The sequence below is a fragment of the Tardiphaga sp. genome (assembly GCF_028290495.1).
In the GTDB taxonomy this organism is placed as follows: Bacteria; Pseudomonadota; Alphaproteobacteria; order Rhizobiales; family Xanthobacteraceae; genus Tardiphaga.
Map to the genome: position 1 here is coordinate 1 of NZ_JAQGJT010000183.1, position 16,665 is coordinate 16,665.

The following is a 16,665-nucleotide window of genomic DNA, read 5'->3' on the forward strand; positions in this document are numbered from 1 at the left end:
CCTTGATGACGGAGCTTTCCTGCAGGTTGCCACCTGCGAAGGACTCGTCGAGCATCGCGGCGAAATCGTCGCGTGAAGGATTATAAGAAGCAGCAGTCGAAGCCATTTGTTCTCCAGGTGCGGGTATTGCCGACCATTCGGGTGAAAGGGCGCCTCAAACGCGAAGTGTTAGGGGTCCGCAACCCCTAACGACCGCCCTGCGGGAAATCACAGGAACGGGCCGGCAGCATGACTGCACGATTGAGACGTTGATAATCCGGTGCCAAGGCAGTCGATCAAAGACCGACGTTCAAGACCAGGAGCGGGCTTTCCTCCAATGACGGCAGCGGTTTAGTCTGGGTAAATCAGACCCGCTGCCGGCCCGCTCGGACGGCCTCGACAATATCGATGGCGGCCCGGACGCCGCCTTCTATATCCAAATTGGAGTTATCCAGCAAGTATGCATCTGCGGCAGGCTTCAGCGGCGCGACGGCCCGGTTCCGGTCGCGCTCATCGCGGCGCAGGATATCCGCCAGCACGGCGGCCTCATCGGCCACCTCGCCGCGCGCCTTGGCCTCCAGAGTGCGGCGCCGGGCCCGGACCACAGGATCGGCTATAACGAAGATCTTCACGTCGGCGTCCGGACAGATCACGGTGCCGATGTCGCGGCCATCGAGCACGGCGCCCGGCGGGTCCTCCGTAAAGCGGCGCTGGAAGCTCAGAAGCGCCTCGCGAACCCGCGGAAATGCCGAAACCACGGACGCCGCATCGCCAATCTGCTGGGTCTTGAGCGACGGATGGCCGAACTTCTCCGGATCGAGCTCCAAGGCAGCCGCGACCGCCAATTCCTCATCGGTGAGTTCGGCGCCGGCGTCGAGCAGCGCCTTGGCGACGGCGCGGTAGATCACTCCGGTATCGAGGTGACGGTAGCCATAATGCCGGGCGAGGCGCTTGCCCAGTGTGCCTTTTCCGGATGCGGCCGGTCCGTCGATGGCGATGATCATGCGATTAGAGCTACTCGTCTACATTCCGTTCAGCGCGACTTAGCACCCGGACTGTCAAATATCCACGCCGGATCGGTCTATGCGAACTCCGCGCCGAGCCGCTGCATCATCGGGATGAAATCCGGGAAGCTGGTGGCGATGAAGGTGGTGTCATCGATGGTGACGGGCTGCTCGGAAGCCAGCCCCATCACCAGCGCCGACATCGCAATCCGGTGGTCCATATGGGTGGCGACCAGGCCGCCGCCCGCGACCCGCCCGTTGCCCTCGACGATCAGGTCGTCGCCGGAGATCTCCACCTTGACGCCGTTGACGCGCAGCATCGCTGCGGTGGCCTCCAGCCGGTCGGATTCCTTGACCCGCAATTCCTGCAGGCCGCGCATGATGGTAGTGCCCTCAGCGAAGCTGGCAGCCACCGCCAGCACCAGATATTCGTCGATCATCGACGGCGCCCGCTCCGGCGGCACTTCGACACCGTGCAGCTTCGAGGCCCGAATCCGGAACTGGGCCATCGGCTCGCCTGCGTCGCCACGCACTTCGCTTTCCTCGATGGAAGCTCCCATCTCGCGCAAGGTCGTAAACAGGCCGGTGCGCAGCGGATTGGTCATGACGTCGGTTAGCACGATGTCGGAACCCGGTACGACCAGCGCCGCGACGATCGGGAATGCCGCCGAGGACGGATCGGCCGGCACCACGACATTGGCGCCGCGCAGCTCCGGCTGGCCGGTCAGCGTGATCTTGCGGCCGTGAACGCCTTCCTTCTCGGAGACGATCTGCGCGCCAAAGTGCCTCAGCATCAGCTCGGTATGGTCGCGGCTGGCCTCGCTCTCGATCACCGTAGTCGTGCCGGGGGCTGACAGCCCCGCCAGCAACACCGCGGACTTGATCTGGGCTGACGCCACCGGTGTGCGGTAAACGATCGGCAGCGGGTCGCGCGCGCCCTGCAGCGTCATCGGCAGCCGGCCGCCTTCCTGGCTGTGAGTGACGCGGGCGCCCATCAAAGCGAGCGGATCGACGATCCGGCGCATCGGCCGACTGCGCAGCGAGGCGTCGCCATCGAAGGTCGCCTCGATCGGGCAGCCTGCGACGGCGCCCATCACCAGCCGGCAGCCGGTGCCGGAATTGCCGAAATCCAGCGCATTCCTGGGCGTCGCGAAGCCGGCGACGCCGACGCCGCGCACGGTCCAGGCAAAATCGCCGGTGCGCGCGACCTGCGCGCCCAAGGCCTGCATCGCCTTGGCGGTATTGAGGACGTCCTCGCCCTCCAAGAGGCCGGTGATCCGGGTCTCGCCCACCGCCAGCGCGCCTAAAATCAGCGCCCGGTGCGAGATCGACTTGTCGCCGGGCACGCGTTCGCGGCCCTTGAGGGCTGAACTCTTGCGGGCCGAGAGGGGGGTGGCTACGGCCGCGGGGCCATCTGAATGGGTCAAGATTGTGTTCCTTTACGCGGCAGGCTCGTACCATATGGGTCGCGCCGCGTCACGCCACGCGCAGAGCGCTATTGACACTGGCGCGGCAACTAGCCAAGTGAAGCACCGTTTTTCAAAAAATTCCCTAGGATCCACACGTGGCCAAATCCGATCTCGGAACCAAGCGCATTTGCCCCACGACGGGCAAAAAGTTTTATGACCTCAACAAGACCCCGGTGATTTCACCGTATACGGGTGAGGTGGTGCCGATTGCGCCGATTCCGCCGCCGCGCACCCGTGCCGACGCCGCTTCGCGCGCCGCCGCCGCCTCCGCGGCTGCGTCTGCTGCCGAGCAGCCGGAAGTGGCGGATACCGAGGACGAACTGGTTCCGCTCGAGGAAGCCGATGCCGAGGAAAACACCGGCAAAAAGGCAGCTGTGCTCGAATCGGAAGATGATATTGACGCCGACGACACAATCGACGATGACGAGGATGACGACTCGACCTTCATCGCCGACGAAGAAGATGGCGACGATGATGTCACAGACATCATTGGTGACGTTTCTGGTGACGAAGAGACTTGAGATCAATCCTGATCTGTGGTCAGGGTTTGCGCGCGAGACGTTTCCAGCGACTCGCGCAAGTTAAGGGGCCATAGCTCAGCTGGGAGAGCGCTTGCATGGCATGCAAGAGGTCGGCGGTTCGATCCCGCCTGGCTCCACCATCCTTCGCTTGCTTCGCAAGCTCCGGCTCTTCAAGCCAAGGATGTCGCGTCATAGCCCGAGGGGCAGCGACGAACTGAAAATTTCCACTTTTTCTAGCAACCGCTTTTTTGGGCGACTCCGGGCGAGTTCGATGATGTGGTACGGCGGTATCATCCGCTGGATCAATTTTCCCGACCAGAAAATACCGGCGCGACGGCGGACCCGAAGCGGCGAATCACCGGGCACGCCGCCAAAAATCCGCTCCCGCCGCTAAACGCCCCTCACTCCCCCAGCACCGCATTGAGTCGGTCGCGCAGCGCCACGATTTCGTCCTTCATCGTCAGCATTTCGTCGGCCGAACAGGCCGCGGCCGCGAGCACGCCGTGCGGCACGGTCTTGGCCTTGTCGCGCAACGCCTGACCTTGCGGCGTCAGGGCGATCATCACCTGCCGCTCGTCGTCGGGATTGCGAGTGCGACGAATCAGCCCGGCCGCCTCCAAGCGCTTCAGCAGCGGCGTCAGCGTGCCCGAATCCAGAAACAGCCGCTCGCCGATATATTTCACCGCGACATCGTCGCGCTCCCACAGCACCAACATCACCAGATATTGCGGATAGGTCAGCCCCAGCCCATCAAGCAACGGTTTGTAGACGCGGGTGAACGCATGCGCGGCGGAATAGACCGCAAAGCAGATCTGGTTTTCGAGCTTCAGCGGCGGATAGGCCGCCAACTTCCTGGCCATCGCAATCTCCTGTCGGCGCGGGCCGCCTTGCCGGCGCCGCCCTGCATCAGTTCACAATCAATTGAGCACAATTAGATTGCGACGTCGATATTTTATATTGTGAACAATCTAATTGTTCGCAATATTGATGGCGTTGGACCACAAACAAGGAACCGGACCATGTCAGTCAACGTGCTCTACAAGACCAGCGCCAAGGCTACCGGCGGCCGCGACGGCCATGCCGCCACCCTGGACGGCGCGCTCGACGTCAAACTCGCGACTCCCAGGGAATTGGGCGGCGCCGGCGGCGAAGGCAACAACCCCGAGCAGTTGTTCGCGGCCGGCTACGCCGCCTGCTTCATCGGCGCGATGAAATTTGTGGCCTCACAGGGCGGCCCCAAGGTACCGGCGGATGTCGCGGTCACCGCGACGGTCGGCATCGGACCGCGTTCGGCCGGCGGCTTCGGTCTGGATGTCGAACTCGCAGTGTCATTGCCGGGTGTTGCTGCCGCCGAGGCCGAGGCCCTGGTCGAGAAGGCGCACCAGATCTGCCCGTATTCCAATGCCACCCGAGGGAATATCGACGTGCGCTCCGTCATCGTCTGATCAAATGCCTTTGATGCGGGTCTGCCGGAAAGCCGGCAGGCCCGTTTGCGCCAGCCACGAACCGCATGGCTGCCGGCATTTGCGAAGACGCGCTTCTGGTGGTTTATGGGTTGGACGACCAACAACAAAGAGCACAGAAGCGCCTCATGATTCCTCAAATTGCTCCCGGCGCCATTGCCGGCTTGCGCGTGATAGACCTGTCGCGCGTTCTCGGCGGCCCCTACTGCACGCAGATTCTCGCCGACCACGGTGCCGACGTCGTCAAGGTGGAGCCGCCGGCCGGCGACGAGACCCGCGACTGGGGCCCTCCGTTCCACGAGGACGACGCGGCCTACTTCATCGGCACCAACCGCAACAAGCGTTCGATCGGCCTCGACCTCGCCTCCGAGGCCGGTCGCGTCGTCCTGATGCGGATGCTCGAAGATGCCGACGTGATGATCGAGAATTTCAAGCCGGGCACGCTCGATAAATGGGGCATTGGCAACGATGTGCTGCGCGCGAAATTTCCGAAACTGATCCATTGCCGGATTTCCGGCTTCGGTGGCGACGGCCCGCATGGTGGACATCCCGGCTACGACGCCGTGATTCAATCGATGGTCGGCCTGATGGCATCCACCGGCACGGCGGATAGCGGCCCGACTCGCATCGGCGTGGCTCTCGTCGACATGTCGACCGGGCTCTATGCCTGCGTCGGCATTTTGATGGCGCTGGCGGAGCGCGCCAAATCCGGGCTCGGCCAGTTCGTGGAAGCGACGCTGTACGAGACCGGCCTGGCGATCATGCATCCGCACACCGCCAATTACTTCATGAACGGCGGCAAGCCGCCGGCGCGCACCGGCAACGAGCACCCCAACCTGTATCCCTACGCAGTGTTTACAGCGCGCGACGGCGACATCTTCGTCGGCGTCGGCAATGACGCCACCTATCGCAAACTGTGCAAGGAACTCGGCAAGCCGGAGCTCGGCACGGATCCGCGCTTTGCGCGCAACCGCGACCGCGTCGTCAATCGCGACGAGTTGCGCGCCGAGCTGGAGGCGATCCTGACGAAGGAAGACGGCGAGCCGTTGTGCAGGCGCCTGCTCGCGGCCGGCCTTCCCGCCGGTCCCGTGCAGTCGATCGACAAGGCACTCGCCAATCCGCACACCATCGCGCGCGGCGATATCATCGAGAAGGATTGGTACAAGGGCATCGCCTCGCCGGTCCGTTTCGACCGGACCAAGGCCAGCCTGCGGCGCGTCCCGCCGAAATTCAGCGAGCACGCCACGGAAGTGCTCGGCGAGTTCGGCTATTCGGCGGATGAGATCAAGGACCTCGTCGCCAAGGGAACTGTCAGCGGCCCGGAACGCAAGCGATAGGCCCCCCTCCCGGACGCAGTGCATCAGGCCGCGCCAGCGGCGTGGTGCACTGCGCATTCGGGACCACCACGTCTGCAGACCCGGCCGGGTACACGGGAGATTTAACGACTTTTCCTCGCTGGCGCTTTCGCCCGGGCGAAGGCTCAACTATAGGTCATTCCCACGTCATCCCGCGCCGTTAGCAGCGCACCAACGATGATGACGACCGGGAGACTTGTATGATTCGACCCCACCTCGGCCTTGCCGGCCTGCTCGCCTCCACCCTCGTGCTCGCGTCGCCGGCCTATGCGGTCACCGAGATCCAGTGGTGGCACGCGATGACCGGCGGCAACAACGATGTCGTCGTCAAGCTCGCCGAAGAGTTCAACGCCTCGCAGAGCGACTACAAGGTGGTTCCGGCCTACAAGGGCAGCTATCCCGACACCATGAACGCCGGCATCGCCGCGTTCCGCGCCGGCAATGCGCCGCATATCATGCAGGTGTTCGAAGTCGGCACCGCCACCATGATGTCCGCCACCGGCGCGGTGAAGCCGGTCTACAAACTGATGGAAGAAGCCGGCGAGAAGTTCGACGCCAAAGACTATTTGCCGGCGATCACCGGCTACTACTCGACCTCGAAGGGCGAGATGCTGTCGTTCCCCTTCAACTCGTCCTCGATGGTGATGTGGATCAACAAGGACGCGCTGAAGAAGGCTGACATCGCCGAGATCCCGAAGACCTGGCCGGAAGTGTTCGAGGACGCCAAAAAGCTGAAGGCGGCGGGCTACGCGACCTGCGGCTTCTCCACGGCGTGGGTGACCTGGGCCAACCTCGAACAGCTTTCGGCCTGGCATAACAAGCCGCTGGCCTCAAAGGCCAACGGGCTCGACGGTTTCGACACCGTGCTGGAATTCAACGGTCCGCTGCAGATCAAGCATCTCGAAACCCTGATCGAGCTGCAGAAGGACAAGACCTACGACTATTCCGGCCGCACCAATTCCTCGGAAGGTCGCTTCACCTCCGGCGAATGCCCGATCTTCCTGACCTCGTCGGGCTTCTTCGGCCAGGTGAAGGGGGCGGCGAAGTTCGACTGGACCAACGCGCCGATGCCGTATTACCCGGACGAGGCCGGCGCGCCGCAGAATTCGATCATCGGCGGCGCCTCGCTGTGGGTGATGGGCGGCAAGAAGCCCGATGAATACAAGGGCGTCGCCAAATTCCTGACCTTCCTGTCCGACACCGACCGTCAGGTCGCGATCCACAAAGCATCCGGCTATCTGCCGATCACCAAGGCCGCCTACGCCAAGGCGAAAGAGCAGGGCTTTTACAAGGACGCGCCCTATCTGGAGACGCCGCTGCTGGAACTGACCAACAAGGAACCGACCGAGAATTCGCGCGGCCTGCGCCTCGGCAACATGGTGCAACTGCGTGACATCTGGGCGGAAGAGATCGAGACCGCTTTGGCCGGCAAGAAGACTGCCAAACAGGCGCTCGACAACGCGGTGGCGCGCGGCAACGTGATGCTGCGGCAGTTCGAGAAAACGGTGAGCAGGTAGAGGGGAGCCGCTGCAGATCAGCGAGCGAACTATGCAAAAGCAATCCACCTTCCGCTCGCCGCTGCTGCCGTTCCTGCTGCTGACGCCGCAGGTCGCGGTGGTGCTGCTGTTCTTCTACTGGCCGGCAGCGCAGGCGGTGTGGCAGTCGTTCCTGCTGCAGGATGCGTTCGGGCTCTCGACCACCTTCATCTGGTTCGAGAATTACTCTGACCTGCTGACTCAGCCTGAATATTACGAAGCGATCCTGCGTACCTTCGTCTTCTCGGCGGCGATCGGCGGCTCGTCGCTGTCGTTCGCGCTGCTGCTGGCGGTGATGGCCGACAAGCAGCTCAAAGGCGCGGGTCTTTATCGCACGCTGCTGATCTGGCCCTATGCGGTGGCGCCCGCGGTGGCCGGTGTGCTGTGGATATTCATGCTGCATCCGTCGCTCGGCGTGCTCGCGCGCGGCTTGCGCGGCATGGGGCTTGACTGGAATCCGCAGCTCAACGGCAACCACGCGGTGACGCTGATCGTGCTGGCGGCCGCGTGGAAGCAGATTTCCTACAACTTCCTGTTCTTCCTTGCAGGATTGCAGGCGATCCCGAAAAGCGTGCTGGAAGCCGCAGCGATCGACGGCGCCCGACCGATGCGCCGGTTCTGGACCGTCACCTTCCCGCTGCTGACGCCGACCATCTTCTTTCTGATCGTCGTCAACATCGTCTACGCCTTCTTCGACACGTTCGGCATCATCGACGCGATGACCGGCGGCGGCCCCGCGAAGGCGACGGAAACGCTGGTCTACAAGGTTTATCTCGACGGCTTGCTCGGCGGCAATCTCGGCTCCTCGGCGGCGCAATCGGTGATGCTGATGGTGATCGTGGTGGCGCTGACCGCTATCCAGTTCCGCTACGTCGAACGCAAGGTGACGTATTGATGGTAGAAGCTCAGGGCTTCCGGCGCTTCGTCGCGCATTTCATTCTGTGGATCGGCATCGCCATCGTCGCGTTCCCGGTCTATCTGGCGTTCGTCGCCTCAACACAGGATGCCGCCTCGATCGCCAACGGCCAGATGTCGCTGCTGCCAGGCAGCCACCTGATCGAGAACTACACCAGGACGTTGTTCGTCGGCTCGTCCGGCTCGACCCGCGAGCCGGTCGGCGTGATGCTGTTCAACTCGCTGGTGATGGCGCTGTCGATCGCGATCGGCAAGATCGCGATCTCGATCCTGTCGGCCTATGCCATCGTGTATTTCCGCTTTCCGTTCCGGATGGCGATCTTCTGGATGATCTTCATCACGCTGATGCTGCCGGTCGAGGTGCGCATCTATCCAACCTACAAGATCGCCGCCGACTTCGGGATGCTGGATTCCTATGCCGGCCTGACGCTGCCGCTGATCGCCTCGGCGACCGCGACCCTGCTGTTCCGACAGTTCTTCATGACCGTGCCGGATGAATTGCTGGAAGCCTCCAAACTGGATGGCGCGGGTCCGTTCCGGTTCTTCTGGGATACGCTGCTGCCGCTGTCGCGCACCAACATGGCGGCCTTGTTCGTGATCCTGTTCATCTATGGCTGGAATCAATATCTCTGGCCGCTGCTGATCACCACGCGCGACGACATGCAGACCATTGTGATCGGCATCCGCAAGATGATCACCACCACCGACGCGCTGACCGAATGGCCGATCGTGATGTGCACCGCGGTGCTGGCGATGCTGCCGCCGGTTGCCGTCGTTATCCTGATGCAGCGCCTGTTCGTGCGCGGCCTGGTCGAGACCGAGAAGTAGGAACCTGATGTCGAACGTCTCGCTGCGCAACGTACGAAAAACCTATCCCGGCGGCTTCGAGGCCATCAAGGGCATCGACTTCGAGATTCCCGATGGCCAGTTCTGCGTGCTGGTCGGCCCCTCCGGCTGCGGCAAGTCGACCTTGCTGCGGATGGTGGCGGGGCTGGAAACCATCAGCTCCGGCGAGATCGACATCGGCGGCCGCGTCGTCAACGAGGTCGAGCCGGCCGATCGCGACATCGCGATGGTGTTCCAGAACTACGCGCTGTATCCGCACATGAGCGTCTACAACAACATGGCCTATGGGCTGCGCAACAGGGGGATGCCGAAGCCCGAGATCGACAGCCGCGTCCGCGAGGCCGCCGCGATTCTCGAAATCACGACGATGCTCGAGCGCAAGCCGCGACAGCTCTCCGGCGGCCAGCGCCAGCGCGTCGCGATGGGCCGCGCCATCGTGCGGCAGCCAAAAGTGTTCCTGTTCGACGAACCCCTGTCCAACCTCGACGCCAAGCTGCGCGTCGCGATGCGGGTCGAAATCCGAAAATTGCAGCGCCGGCTGAAGACCACCTCGATCTACGTCACCCACGACCAGCTCGAGGCGATGACGCTGGCGGACATCCTGGTGGTGATGAATGGCGGCGAGGTCGAGCAGATCGGCAACCCGCTCGATATCTACCGGAAGCCGGCCACCACCTTCGTCGCCTCCTTCATCGGCGCGCCGCCGATGAACCTGATCGCGATGCGCCCCGGCGAAATCGGCCTGCAATTCGCCGGCGACAGCCGTGGCACGACCACGGCCGGCATTCTCGGCGTCCGGCCGGAAGACCTCTCGATCTCGAGCGACGCGGTCGCCCCCGGCGGCCTCGCGCTGGACCTGACCGTCGAGGCGATCGAGCGGGTCGGCCCGGAAACCTTCGTCTACGGCTCCCGCGAGGGCGCGCAAGGCGTCAGCGCCACCCCCGGCGAGCTGCCGGAAGGCGAGGTGATCGTCCGCATCCCCGGCCAGACCGCGCCCGCGGTCGGCGAGCACATCCGCGCCATCGCCCCGCGCGACAAATTGCACCTGTTCAGCGCCGACGGCCGGCAGCGGATCGATGTCTGACCCGCTTCAAGGTGTTGGAGCCCATCGGCCCACTACTCCGGGGTGCTTGAACCCCCGTAATCCCATGCCCATATTGGATGCATCGGTCGGCAATCCGCCGTCGATGAAGGGGGCGCCGCAAGGGCCCTGATTTACCAAAGTCGCTTCGAGAGGGCTTTGTATTTATGTCTCGTGTTCCTTCGTTATCCAGTCCGTTCCTTCTGGGATTCGACGAGATCGAGCGTGCGCTCGACCGAGTCGTCAAAGGCGCCGACGGCTATCCTCCCTACAATATCGAGCGGTGCGACCGTAACAACGGCCAGCCCGAACGCCTGCGCATCACGCTGGCGGTCGCGGGGTTCACCCGTGATCAACTCGATGTGACCACCGAGGAAAACCAGCTCGTCATTCGGGGCCGCCAGCAGGACGACAAGACCCGGCAGTACATCCATCGCGGCATCGCCGCGCGCCACTTCCAGCGCACCTTCGTGCTGGCGGAGGGGATGCTGGTGCTGGGTGCGGATTTGAAGAACGGGCTGTTGTCGGTCGATCTCACCAGGCCGGAGCCTGAAAGGGTCGTTAAGACAATCGCTATCAATGAACACGAATAATGCGTGAACCCGAAAAAGCGGATTCCGGTTTTTCGGTCAGGTCATGCATCCTGAATGGAACAAGTAGCGGACTCGACCGCTTGGTTTAAACATAAGGAGTCGAGACGATGACTGAATCTGTGATCTTTGAGACCGAAGGCGTTTCCACCGACGCGCTTGCACATCTGGGCGACGGCTTGATCGCCTATGTGAAGCAGATCCGCTCGGAGGACGTGCCAGGACTGTTTCCGCAGGCGCCGCATATCGCGCCCGGGCTTAAGCTTTTCGCGCTGCATGCCGCAGACGGCACGCCGATCATGCTGACCGGCAGCCGCGAAGCAGCGATCGCCAATGCCTGGAGCCAGGAATTGCAGGCCGTCAGCGTTCACTGAACGCCGACGTATTTTAATAGAGTTTGCGATACGCGGGCACGGTCCCGCGTATCGCTTTTCCGGAATCTTGCAGGTCGCTCGTCGCTTTAAACGACGGCCTGTACCGTCGGTGTTTATCTAACCCGCCAATTCCACACCTCGGAAAAATTACCGCCTGTTAGGCGCCGCGGCGGATGCCCGCGCCGCGCGATCAATAACTCTAATTGCCCGATCCATCCCGCATCGGCGCTGCTTACGCCCCCGTCCCAACTGGATTTAGTGAGTTCGCATTCACCATGTTCCGGGAAGTTCGAATCATGCGCAGATTCGAGGTCGCGCCGATGGTGGTCGTCGATGGCCCGAAGGCCGTTTTCAACGAACGGCCCACTTCGCCCCCGGCCCAAGAATTCGCGGCTTGAACGTCGGAAAGTCTGGTCAGGCGGCGGTGGCTGGGGGCAGCGCCAGCACGGAATAGATCGCCTGGGCGTCGCGCGAGGCGCGCAGCTTCTTGGCGACGTCCTGATCGCGCAACAGGCGGGCGATGCGGGCCAGAGCCTTCAGATGGTCCGCGCCGGCGCCTTCGGGAGCCAGCAGCAGGAAGACGAGATCGACCGGCTGGCCATCCATGGCCTCGAAATCGATCGGGCGCTCCAGCCGTGCAAACAGGCCGAACAATTTGTCCAGCGTCGGCAGCTTGCCGTGAGGAATCGCAACGCCGTAGCCCACGGCGGTGGTGCCGAGCTTTTCCCGCTGCAGCAATACTTCAAAGATAGCACGCTCGGTCTGCCCGGTGAGCACGGAGGCGCGCGCCGCCAGTTCCTGCAGCGCCTGCTTCTTGCTGTTGACCTTTAACGTCGGGAGGATCGCCTCGGGTGCGACCAGATCGGTAATCGTCATGGATCGTTCCGAGGATGTTGAGCGTCAGCAGGTGAAGCGGGGTAGACCGGCAGCGTCAAGTAAGTGGAAGAGGCGTTCTTGTATCAGAAGACGCCGGGCGCCTATGCCCGGGCGTATCCTAGCACCGGAACGCCCCGTGCGATATTGCTTTGACGGACCGTTACGAGGTTATCGTGAATCACGGCCTGTCAAAGGCGGCGGACCATAGGTTCGGCCAAACGGGGCGTCAATGCCGTCAGGAGGGTTTAACCACCGGCGGATCGACCCATCCCACGTTACCGTCGGCGCGTCGGTACACGATGTTTACCCGGCCGCTGGAGCCGTGCTGGAAGACAACTACGGCAGCGCCGGTAAAGTCGAGCTCCAGCACCGCCTCACTTACCGAGAACCGCCGCAGCGACGTCGTCGCCTCGGCGATGATCACCGGATCGTAGCCGGTCTCGTCATGCTCGTCCTCGCCGGCCGGCGCCTCGATAATGTAGCTCGGCGCATGCAACGTCGGTGTTGTCAGTTCGGCGATGGCAACGGCTTCCGCATGCGCCTTGCGCGCGGAGCGATCCTTCAGCCGGCTCTTGTAGCGGCGCAGCCGCTTCTCGATCTGCAACAGCGCCTGATCCGCGCTGGCATAGGCGTCGGTAGCATTCGAATCGGCTTCGAGCGTGATTCCGGAATCCAGATGCAGCGCACAATCGGTGCGGAAGCCAAAGCCATCCTTGCTCAGCGTAATGTGGCCGGAATAATTACCATCAAAATATTTTCGCAGAACTTCGTCAGTTCGCTCACTGACGCGGCCACGCAACGCGTCACCGACACTGATGCTTTTTCCCGAGATACGAAGGGTCATGTTGATGCCTCGATTCGATCTGACTTCAACTGACAGTATCCCGATTTGGCCGGAGCGCAATCAAGCTGGCGCGATGTCGCGGGACCTGTCGGTAGAAGAGGATGCAGGCGCCGTGAGTGCATTGCCGAGCATGCTCTGCTTGTCGCGGCGACGTTGCACCGATGACGGTATCCGCATGGCTTCGCGGTATTTCGCCACAGTACGACGCGCGATATCAATGCCCGTCTCGCGCAGGCGTTCCACGATAGTATCATCCGACAGGATGATCGACGGGCTTTCGTTGTCAATCAATTGCTTGATGTGATGGCGCACGGCCTCCGCCGAATGCGCTTCGCCGCCATCGGCGGACGCGATCGACGCCGTAAAGAAATACTTCAATTCAAAACTGCCGCGATTGGTCGCCATATATTTGTTGGCGGTCACGCGCGACACGGTCGATTCGTGCATCTGGATCGCGTCGGCGACGGCCTTCAAATTCAGCGGCCGCAGATGGGCGACGCCCTGCGTGAAGAAGCCATCCTGCTGGCGCACGATTTCGGTCGCAACCTTCAGGATCGTGCGGGCGCGCTGATCGAGCGCACGCACCAGCCACGTCGCGTTCTGCAGGCAGTCGGTGAAATACGACTTGTCGCCATCCTTGCGGATCGTCTTCGACAATTCGGAATAATAGACTTGGTTGACCAGCACGCGCGGCAGCGTGTCGCTGTTCAGTTCGACGTGCCAGCCGCCATCCGGGCCGGGCCGCACATAGACATCCGGCACCACGGTCTGGGTCCGCGCCGAGGCGTATTTCAAACCCGGCTTCGGATTGAGCCGGCGAATCTCGCCAATCATATCGGCAAGATCTTCGTCATCTACGCCGCAGATTTTTCGCAGATTTCCAATGTCGCGCTTGGCCAGCAGATCGAGGTGTTCGACCAAGGCCTGCATCGCAGGATCGTAGCGGTTCTGCTCACGCAACTGGATCGCGAGGCATTCGCTCAAGCCGCGCGCGCAAACGCCCGGCGGATCGAATTTCTGCAGCACGCCGAGTACCGTCTCGACATCGTCCGACGATGCGCCGAGCCGCTCGCCGACGCCGCCGAGATCGGGCGGCAGGTAGCCGGCCTCGTCCACCAGATCGATCAGATATTGACCGATCATGCGCAGCTTCGGCGAGGTGAAGGCCACCGCCAGCTGCTCGGCAAGGTGACTGCCCAGCGTGATTTCGGCGGCGACAAAGGCTTCGAGGTTGTAGCTATCTTCGGAGGATGCGCCGCCGCCCCATTCGGTATAGGCGGTGGGCGCGGCATCCTGCGCATTGCGCGCGGCGGCTTCCGACGGCTCCTCGGAAAACACGTTCTCGAGGCCGGTGTCGAGCGTCTGCTCGATCTCGGCACGGCTGCCTAGTTCGCGGTTCATCCACTCGTCGGGCGCCTGCGCATCGAAGTTTTCGCCGCTGGCGCGGTCGGAGAAATCCGACGGGTCGCCGGCGCTGTCATGGCCGGGAAAACTGTCGTCCTGGACATGGTCAGTGAATTCGGCACGTTCGGGGCCTGCCTCGCCGGCCACCGCAGGCTCGCTGCCGTCGCTGGCGCGTTCCAGCAGCGGATTGCGCTCCAGTTCATCCTCGACGAAGGTCGACAGGTCAAGATTTGAGAGCTGCAGCAGCTTGATGGCTTGCATCAGCTGCGGCGTCATCACCAGGGACTGGGATTGACGAAACTCTAGTCTCTGCGTCAGCGCCATGGCGGCAAAAACCGATCCAAAAGTTGGTCCGTTTCTTGCTTATCCCTTTTGCTTGATGATGTACACGGCTTGACGAATTGTAATTTTGGGCTAGAGGCGGAATTCCTCGCCGAGATAAAGGCGGCGGACATCCGGGTTGGCCACGATCTCTTCAGGAGACCCTTCCGTCAGGATTTCACCAGCATAAACGATGTAGGCGCGGTCTGTCAGCCCCAATGTCTCGCGGACATTGTGGTCGGTAATCAGCACGCCGATCCCCCGATTGGTGAGGTGGCGGACCAGATCCTGGATGTCGCCCACCGCAATCGGGTCGATGCCGGCGAAGGGTTCGTCGAGCAGCATGTAATTCGGCCGGGTGGCCAGCGCGCGGGCGATTTCGACACGGCGCCGCTCGCCGCCGGACAGCGCGATCGACGGCGATTTGCGCAGCTTCTGGATGTTGAACTCGTCGAGCAGCGAATTCAGCTCGGCCTCGCGCTTCTTGCGGTTCGGCTCGACCACCTCCAGCACCGCGCGAATATTCTGCTCGACCGTGAGGCCGCGGAAAATCGAGGCTTCCTGCGGCAGGTAGCCAATGCCGAGCCGGGCACGCTGGTACATCGGCAGCTTGGTGACGTCGTGGCCGTCCAGCTCGATGGCACCGCGATCAGCCTTGATCAGGCCGGTGATCATGTAGAACACCGTCGTCTTGCCGGCGCCGTTGGGGCCGAGCAGGCCGACCGCCTCGCCGCGACGCACCGCGATCGAGACGTCGTGCACGACGGTCTTCTTGCCAAAGCTCTTGGCCAGCCCATGGGCGACGAGCCAGCCGCTCTGGTCGATCCGGCTGTCGCCATCCTCACTCATTTGGGCGTGAACACCCCGGTGACCCGGCCGCCGGTCGAGCCGGTAAAGGTCGACGTGTTGGTGCCAAGATTGACCACCAGCTCGGGGCTGCCGACCGTCCCCGTCGCGTTGATGACGATGACGTTGCCGGTCAGATGCAGCAACTGCGAGTTGGGGTCGTACACTGCTTTCTGGCCGGTGGCGTCCTGCTCGGGCGTCTTGATGCGGACACTGCCGGTGGCCACGAAACTCTTGATATCGCTTGGTCCGCCGCTCCCATATTCGACCACCACCTTGGCAGCCCACACGGTGAGCTTGGTACGCAACACCACGACCTTGCCGGTAAACGTTGCGGTGTGGTCGGCGTCGTTGATGACGAACTTGTCGCCGGTGATCTTGACCGGATCGGACACCGCGGCGGCGCCCACGCCGAACATTACCGCCAAGGCGAGAACGACGAGCCGCTTCATTCGCTGCCAGCCCCCAGCGCATTGAGAGCCTCCGACGTGTCGGCGATCGCTGGCGCGAAGAGCAGGAACACATTGCCCCAATAGGGATGCGGCTTGGGCAGGTTGGGCACCACCAGGGTCGCCTGGTCGAAACTCCACAGATCCGCCTTGCCGTCGAAGTTCATGTTGGCAGCGGTCAGATGCGAGCCGTCCGAGAACGTCAGGTCGACCGGGCCTTCGGCGGTGGTGAGCTGCTCCGCCATGTTGGCGTGAACGTCGGTGAGCGTACCAGACAGGCCATCGTCGCTGTGCACGGTGGTGACGCCAGGCGCCACCACATAGTGCGTGCTGGTATTGACACTCGCGGTCGCCGCAACGGCGTGGAACGGCGCTTTCTCGGGACGCTCGAAGGTCAAATGCGGCTCGATCATGTCGATGTTGTCAGGGCTGGAGAGCGGCGCGCGCGCTTCGCGTGCCGTCACCAGATAGCGAGAACCGTCATCGCCAATCTCAGAATATTGGGGCGTTTCGACGACCAGCTGGCCGCGATCGATGCGAATGCCGGAAACGCCGTATTGCCGGGCGAAATTGGACAGCCAGAGCTGCCCCATCAGGATCAGGAAGGTGGCGACGCCGGCGGCCGGGATGGCGACCCGCAGGAAGCCGACCAGCCGGTTGCGCCGGAGCAGCCCGCTCAGGATCGCGGCGCGTTGATCGAAGGTCTGAGTGCGCGCCACAGCCATCAGGAGTGGGCGAAGATATCCTCTTCGTCCCAACCCAGCAGATCGAGTTCGATCCGCGTAGGCAGGAA

Annotated in this window: 17 protein-coding genes, 1 tRNA gene and 1 pseudogene; 10 read left to right on the forward strand and 9 right to left on the reverse strand. The window is 62.8% G+C overall.

All coding sequences use genetic code 11. The features are described 5' to 3' along the window. Positions 1–344 precede the first annotated feature (344 nt). A complete protein-coding gene (gene cmk / locus JWQ24_RS27080; protein ID WP_299815237.1) occupies positions 345–983 on the reverse strand; it encodes a (d)CMP kinase in 639 nt (212 codons plus the stop codon). Positions 984–1,060: 77 nt separating this feature from the next. Further along, positions 1,061–2,410, reverse strand: a complete 1,350-nt coding sequence (gene aroA / locus JWQ24_RS27085; RefSeq protein WP_299815239.1) for a 3-phosphoshikimate 1-carboxyvinyltransferase — start codon at positions 2,408–2,410, stop codon at positions 1,061–1,063. A gap of 137 nt (positions 2,411–2,547) precedes the next feature. Between aroA and JWQ24_RS27090 the strand changes: the two genes are divergently transcribed. Further along, a complete protein-coding gene (locus tag JWQ24_RS27090) occupies positions 2,548–2,973 on the forward strand; it encodes a TIGR02300 family protein (protein WP_299815241.1) in 426 nt (141 codons plus the stop codon). 64 nt (positions 2,974–3,037) lie between these two features. Continuing rightward, a tRNA-Ala gene (locus tag JWQ24_RS27095) sits at positions 3,038–3,113 on the forward strand. 261 nt (positions 3,114–3,374) lie between these two features. Here JWQ24_RS27095 and JWQ24_RS27100 read toward each other — a convergent pair. Beyond that, positions 3,375–3,833, reverse strand: coding sequence for a MarR family transcriptional regulator (locus JWQ24_RS27100; protein WP_299815243.1), 459 nt, complete (start codon positions 3,831–3,833; stop codon positions 3,375–3,377). Positions 3,834–3,992: 159 nt separating this feature from the next. On the opposite strand from JWQ24_RS27100, the gene JWQ24_RS27105 reads away from it, so the two are divergent. From JWQ24_RS27105 to JWQ24_RS27140, 8 genes are all read left to right on the forward strand, one after another. After that, positions 3,993–4,418, forward strand: coding sequence for an organic hydroperoxide resistance protein (locus tag JWQ24_RS27105; protein ID WP_299815246.1), 426 nt, complete (start codon positions 3,993–3,995; stop codon positions 4,416–4,418). Positions 4,419–4,564: 146 nt separating this feature from the next. Continuing rightward, positions 4,565–5,773: a CaiB/BaiF CoA-transferase family protein gene (locus tag JWQ24_RS27110; RefSeq protein ID WP_299815249.1), complete on the forward strand. Its 1,209-nt coding sequence runs from the start codon at positions 4,565–4,567 to the stop codon at positions 5,771–5,773. A gap of 218 nt (positions 5,774–5,991) precedes the next feature. Then, positions 5,992–7,308, forward strand: a complete 1,317-nt coding sequence (gene ugpB, locus JWQ24_RS27115) for a sn-glycerol-3-phosphate ABC transporter substrate-binding protein UgpB (protein ID WP_299815251.1) — start codon at positions 5,992–5,994, stop codon at positions 7,306–7,308. A gap of 31 nt (positions 7,309–7,339) precedes the next feature. Beyond that, on the forward strand, positions 7,340–8,221 hold the full coding sequence (gene ugpA / locus JWQ24_RS27120) for a sn-glycerol-3-phosphate ABC transporter permease UgpA (protein ID WP_299815254.1): 882 nt from the start codon (positions 7,340–7,342) through the stop codon (positions 8,219–8,221). Next, positions 8,221–9,069, forward strand: coding sequence for a sn-glycerol-3-phosphate ABC transporter permease UgpE (gene ugpE, locus JWQ24_RS27125; RefSeq protein WP_299815257.1), 849 nt, complete (start codon positions 8,221–8,223; stop codon positions 9,067–9,069). The genes ugpA and ugpE overlap by 1 nt, the downstream gene beginning before the upstream one ends. 7 nt (positions 9,070–9,076) lie before the next feature. After that, a complete protein-coding gene (locus JWQ24_RS27130) occupies positions 9,077–10,171 on the forward strand; it encodes a sn-glycerol-3-phosphate import ATP-binding protein UgpC (RefSeq protein ID WP_299815260.1) in 1,095 nt (364 codons plus the stop codon). 164 nt (positions 10,172–10,335) lie between these two features. Continuing rightward, a complete protein-coding gene (locus JWQ24_RS27135) occupies positions 10,336–10,761 on the forward strand; it encodes an Hsp20 family protein (RefSeq protein ID WP_299815264.1) in 426 nt (141 codons plus the stop codon). Positions 10,762–10,868: 107 nt separating this feature from the next. Further along, positions 10,869–11,132 carry a DUF1150 domain-containing protein gene (locus JWQ24_RS27140; protein WP_299815267.1) on the forward strand — a complete coding sequence of 88 codons (264 nt, stop codon included), beginning with the start codon at positions 10,869–10,871 and terminating at the stop codon, positions 11,130–11,132. Positions 11,133–11,546: 414 nt separating this feature from the next. Here the strand turns inward: JWQ24_RS27140 and ptsN are convergent, their stop codons facing one another. The 6 genes and pseudogenes from ptsN to JWQ24_RS27170 all read right to left on the reverse strand — a co-directional run bounded on the left by ptsN (position 11,547) and on the right by JWQ24_RS27170 (position 16,591). Beyond that, the gene (ptsN, locus tag JWQ24_RS27145; RefSeq protein ID WP_299815270.1) at positions 11,547–12,008 is read right to left on the reverse strand and encodes a PTS IIA-like nitrogen regulatory protein PtsN; all 462 of its coding nucleotides are present in this window, start codon (positions 12,006–12,008) and stop codon (positions 11,547–11,549) included. A gap of 235 nt (positions 12,009–12,243) precedes the next feature. Beyond that, positions 12,244–12,852 carry a ribosome-associated translation inhibitor RaiA gene (gene raiA, locus JWQ24_RS27150; protein ID WP_299815273.1) on the reverse strand — a complete coding sequence of 203 codons (609 nt, stop codon included), beginning with the start codon at positions 12,850–12,852 and terminating at the stop codon, positions 12,244–12,246. 60 nt (positions 12,853–12,912) lie between these two features. Further along, on the reverse strand, positions 12,913–14,580 hold the full coding sequence (gene rpoN / locus JWQ24_RS27155; protein ID WP_299815276.1) for an RNA polymerase factor sigma-54: 1,668 nt from the start codon (positions 14,578–14,580) through the stop codon (positions 12,913–12,915). Between the two features lie 90 nt (positions 14,581–14,670). Further along, positions 14,671–15,402, reverse strand: a pseudogene (lptB, locus tag JWQ24_RS27160) (LPS export ABC transporter ATP-binding protein); the annotation flags it as partial. Between the two features lie 20 nt (positions 15,403–15,422). Continuing rightward, positions 15,423–15,875 (reverse strand): LptA/OstA family protein, encoded by a 453-nt coding sequence (locus tag JWQ24_RS27165; RefSeq protein ID WP_299815279.1) that lies wholly within the window; start codon positions 15,873–15,875, stop codon positions 15,423–15,425. Beyond that, positions 15,872–16,591, reverse strand: a complete 720-nt coding sequence (locus JWQ24_RS27170) for a hypothetical protein (protein ID WP_299815282.1) — start codon at positions 16,589–16,591, stop codon at positions 15,872–15,874. Before JWQ24_RS27170 ends, JWQ24_RS27165 begins: the two co-directional genes overlap by 4 nt. Positions 16,592–16,665 lie beyond the last annotated feature (74 nt).

What these genes read in the sequence shown, in the direction of transcription:
- cmk (WP_299815237.1), bottom strand. Translation starts at nt 983, where the DNA reads ATGATCATCGCCATCGACGGACCGGCCGCATCCGGAAAAGGCACACTG.
- JWQ24_RS27100 (WP_299815243.1), bottom strand. Translation starts at nt 3,833, where the DNA reads ATGGCCAGGAAGTTGGCGGCCTATCCGCCGCTGAAGCTCGAAAACCAG.
- JWQ24_RS27105 (WP_299815246.1), top strand. Translation starts at nt 3,993, where the DNA reads ATGTCAGTCAACGTGCTCTACAAGACCAGCGCCAAGGCTACCGGCGGC.
- JWQ24_RS27110 (WP_299815249.1), top strand. Translation starts at nt 4,565, where the DNA reads ATGATTCCTCAAATTGCTCCCGGCGCCATTGCCGGCTTGCGCGTGATA.
- ugpB (WP_299815251.1), top strand. Translation starts at nt 5,992, where the DNA reads ATGATTCGACCCCACCTCGGCCTTGCCGGCCTGCTCGCCTCCACCCTC.
- ugpA (WP_299815254.1), top strand. Translation starts at nt 7,340, where the DNA reads ATGCAAAAGCAATCCACCTTCCGCTCGCCGCTGCTGCCGTTCCTGCTG.
- ugpE (WP_299815257.1), top strand. Translation starts at nt 8,221, where the DNA reads ATGGTAGAAGCTCAGGGCTTCCGGCGCTTCGTCGCGCATTTCATTCTG.
- JWQ24_RS27130 (WP_299815260.1), top strand. Translation starts at nt 9,077, where the DNA reads ATGTCGAACGTCTCGCTGCGCAACGTACGAAAAACCTATCCCGGCGGC.
- JWQ24_RS27135 (WP_299815264.1), top strand. Translation starts at nt 10,336, where the DNA reads ATGTCTCGTGTTCCTTCGTTATCCAGTCCGTTCCTTCTGGGATTCGAC.
- JWQ24_RS27140 (WP_299815267.1), top strand. Translation starts at nt 10,869, where the DNA reads ATGACTGAATCTGTGATCTTTGAGACCGAAGGCGTTTCCACCGACGCG.
- ptsN (WP_299815270.1), bottom strand. Translation starts at nt 12,008, where the DNA reads ATGACGATTACCGATCTGGTCGCACCCGAGGCGATCCTCCCGACGTTA.
- raiA (WP_299815273.1), bottom strand. Translation starts at nt 12,852, where the DNA reads ATGACCCTTCGTATCTCGGGAAAAAGCATCAGTGTCGGTGACGCGTTG.
- rpoN (WP_299815276.1), bottom strand. Translation starts at nt 14,580, where the DNA reads ATGGCGCTGACGCAGAGACTAGAGTTTCGTCAATCCCAGTCCCTGGTG.
- JWQ24_RS27165 (WP_299815279.1), bottom strand. Translation starts at nt 15,875, where the DNA reads ATGAAGCGGCTCGTCGTTCTCGCCTTGGCGGTAATGTTCGGCGTGGGC.